This window comes from Arthrobacter sp. H14 (genome assembly GCF_000520495.1).
GTDB lineage: Bacteria > Actinomycetota > Actinomycetes > Actinomycetales > Micrococcaceae > Arthrobacter_C.
Window position 1 is genome coordinate 17,796 of record NZ_KI914690.1, and the last position, 2,984, is coordinate 20,779.

Sequence of the window (2,984 nt, forward strand, 5' to 3'; positions counted from 1 at the left end):
ACTCAACATCCGTGAGCGCCGATAACGGGCGCATACGTAAAGTTTGGGTTCCTGGCTCGGAGAGCCCACCATCAACGTCGAACTAGCGCGATTCGCCGGACGTCGTCATCATTCATTGTCCGTTTTCGCTGGATTTCCGTCATCAGTCTGTTCCTCCAGAGCGGGCTGGTTGTTTCTCTTGCCCTCCGCCTCTCCCCCGGGCTTTTCTTCAGCTGTCTGGTCGCTGTCTTCCTCGTTGAGATGTTCGGTGACGGCTTCATCGAAGCTTTCCCTACCTTCGGACTCCGGTACTTTCGGGCCGGTAGACCTCGGGCCTGAAGCCTGGCCAGCACTCTCATTGCTGTTACTTTCAGACGGTGTCCCGTGCTTGTTGGTGTTCACAGTGGTTCCTTCCCTGTTTGATGTACGGATCTGAACGGGAGCCTGAAGAACTGGCCGGATCTTACCGATCCATATGCGGCATAGCTGAGCTCTCGCGGCAGACCATGTGCATGCGTCTATATGTGCATCTGCAGGCAATTTATATACCAGGCATGCTTACAAGGTAGTGCTTCGCCCGCGGATAATGCGAGCGGCCCGACCAATGGCCGATGACGGCAATGGTGCCTGCGGGGTTTCGAAAATCACGAATACCGGCAACGGGCGCATATGCCAGGGCGGCGCCTCGAATAAAGACCAACGGATCCGCTCCCGAAGACGCACGTGCGACCTCGCCTGGAACGCGGTTGGCATCCACAATTAATAGTCAGTATGCTTGCTTCATGGTCCGCCCGATGGCACACCGTCCCTGCGGAAGGAACGCTGTCGACTTGAACATCAACGGGCGCCAGAGACTGGTACAGATTGCAACCCCTACACCGCCACCACCGCCAGGGAAAGAAACCAAAGGCGGGCGCGCCTTAGTGACGTTGCAGCGTGAACGGCACGACCGCGAAGGTCTCCCCCCGCTCTGTTGTCGAACAGCTCAGCGGCCCTACGCGGGGCCCAGTGTCCCTAACGCGCTAAACCCCAACGAAGGTCAGGAGTAAACATGACAGAGGGAAAAATTACTGCCACGAGAAACATCGACGCCTCAGCGGACGTGATTTTTGAGGTGCTCTCCAATCCGGAACGCCACGCCCAGCTCGATGGCTCGGGCATGGTTCAGTCCGACGAAAAGTCCGACCGCATCTCCGGCGTCGGGCAGGTTTTCACCATGAACATGCAATGGGAGAAAATGGGCGGGGAATACAAGACCGAAAACCACGTCACAGGTTTTGACGAGAATAAGTTGCTGGCCTGGCAAACGGCTGTCCAGGGCGAAGAGCCTCCCGGCTGGCAGTGGGTCTGGGAGCTTACACCCAAGGGGCCCGATTCCACGGAAGTTTCCATCACCTACGACTGGAGCGGAGTCACGGACAAGGACGTACTCAAAAAGGTTTCCTTTCCCGCGGTCCCCCAGGAGGACCTCGAATCCTCACTGGAGAACCTGGCTGCAACGGTCTCCCAGGCATAACCGGCCGCCGCGGCACCGGCGCAGGACCGGACCACGGTTCATGGGCCCTAACGGGAACGCCATTACGCCGGAGAAGGATGGCGTGGTCTTTGCCCGGCGGCGGCCGGTTATGGTGCCGGCACACTGTCACAAAGACACTTCCTTGTTGGCTTTAGTCCAAGTAGTCCTGTAACACCTGAGTTCGTGAGAGGTGGCGGAGCTTGTCCATGGATTGGGCTAGTATCTGCCGGATACGCTCCCGGGAGACACCATAGGCTTGACCTGTTTCGGCAAGGGTCGCGGGCTTGCCGTTGACCAGACCGTAGCGCAGGGCCATGATCCCCGCTTCCCGCTCAGTCAGGGTATCGAGTACTGCATGGAGCTGCTCACGCAGGAACACAGCATCCGCGGCCTCGGCCGGTACGACGGCGTCCGAATCCTCAATCAGATCGCCGAAGCTGGTGTCTCCGTCCTCACCCAGCGAAGTGTCCAGGGAGATGGGCTCGCGCCCGTACCTTTGGATCTCGTCGACCTTTTCGACTGTCATATCCAGTGCCAGAGCCAGCTCCGCAGGCTCCGGATCCCGGCCCAGGTCCTGGAGCAGCTCGCGTTGTGTGCGGGCAAGCTTATTAATCACCTCGTTCACATGCACTGGAAGACGGATGGTACGCGACTGATCCGCCATGGCGCGGGTGATGGCCTGCCGGATCCACCACATCGCATACGTGGAAAATTTGAATCCCCTAGCGTAATCGAACTTTTCCACCGCCCGGATCAAACCCAGATTCCCCTCCTGGATGAGATCCAAAAAAGACATGCCCCGGCCCGTATAACGTTTGGCCACCGAGACCACCAGACGCAGATTGGCCTCAATCAGATGCCTCTTGGCAGCCTCGCCCTCATGGACCAGCCACCGCAGTTCACGTGACAGCTTCTCCCCGAGGTCGCCGTCGCCGGCGAGTTTATGACCGGCATAAAGACCGGCCTCGACCCGCCGCGCCAGATCCACCTCCTCCGCAGCGTTAAGCAGCGCCACCTTCCCGATCAGCTTGAGATAATCCTTCACCGGATCCACGGACGCACCCGCAACAAGTACCTGCTGAACCGGCGCATCCTCATCGTCGGCATCCCAATAGAGATGAATCCCGAACTCTGATAGCCATCACCGTTGTCCTCCGCGGGAACCGTGCCCGCAGAGCCTGCAGCACCGACTCCGGTCTCCGATCCCGTGCCGGCACCACTTTGTACCTGCGTGGTGCCTGCGGGGGTGCTGGTATTGCCCGTATCCGCCCGCGCGGAACCATTCTGATGCGGCGTCTTCACTGATGGCACAGGGAATCCTTTTCTTCGAGTCCATGGCGACCGCCAACAAAGAAGTTACCACTACTACCGGCGGAGCCCATGAATAAGTCGGAAAGCATACTGAGAAATAACTTTCATTAGACTGAACTGTCAACAGCAAACAAATGTTTCACATCCGGACCGACATATCAGAGCCCATGCATTCCAA

General features: G+C 58.5%; 2 protein-coding genes and 1 pseudogene. 1 reads left to right on the forward strand and 2 read right to left on the reverse strand.

Annotated features, from left to right (window positions below):
• Positions 1 to 108 precede the first annotated feature (108 nt).
• Entirely contained in the window at positions 109 to 381 is a 273-nt protein-coding gene (locus tag Y707_RS0119405; RefSeq protein ID WP_026536306.1) for a hypothetical protein, read from the reverse strand.
• Positions 382 to 1,030: 649 nt separating this feature from the next.
• Here Y707_RS0119405 and Y707_RS0119410 point away from each other — a divergent pair.
• On the forward strand, positions 1,031 to 1,495 hold the full coding sequence (locus Y707_RS0119410) for an SRPBCC family protein (protein ID WP_026536307.1): 465 nt from the start codon (positions 1,031 to 1,033) through the stop codon (positions 1,493 to 1,495).
• 151 nt (positions 1,496 to 1,646) lie between these two features.
• Here Y707_RS0119410 and Y707_RS27655 read toward each other — a convergent pair.
• Positions 1,647 to 2,626, reverse strand: a pseudogene (locus tag Y707_RS27655) (RNA polymerase sigma factor); the annotation flags it as partial.
• Between the last annotated feature and the right edge of the window lie 358 nt (positions 2,627 to 2,984).

Excerpts from the sequence above, each read along its gene's own strand:
- Y707_RS0119410 (WP_026536307.1), top strand. The coding sequence starts at position 1,031 with ATGACAGAGGGAAAAATTACTGCCACGAGAAACATCGACGCCTCAGCG.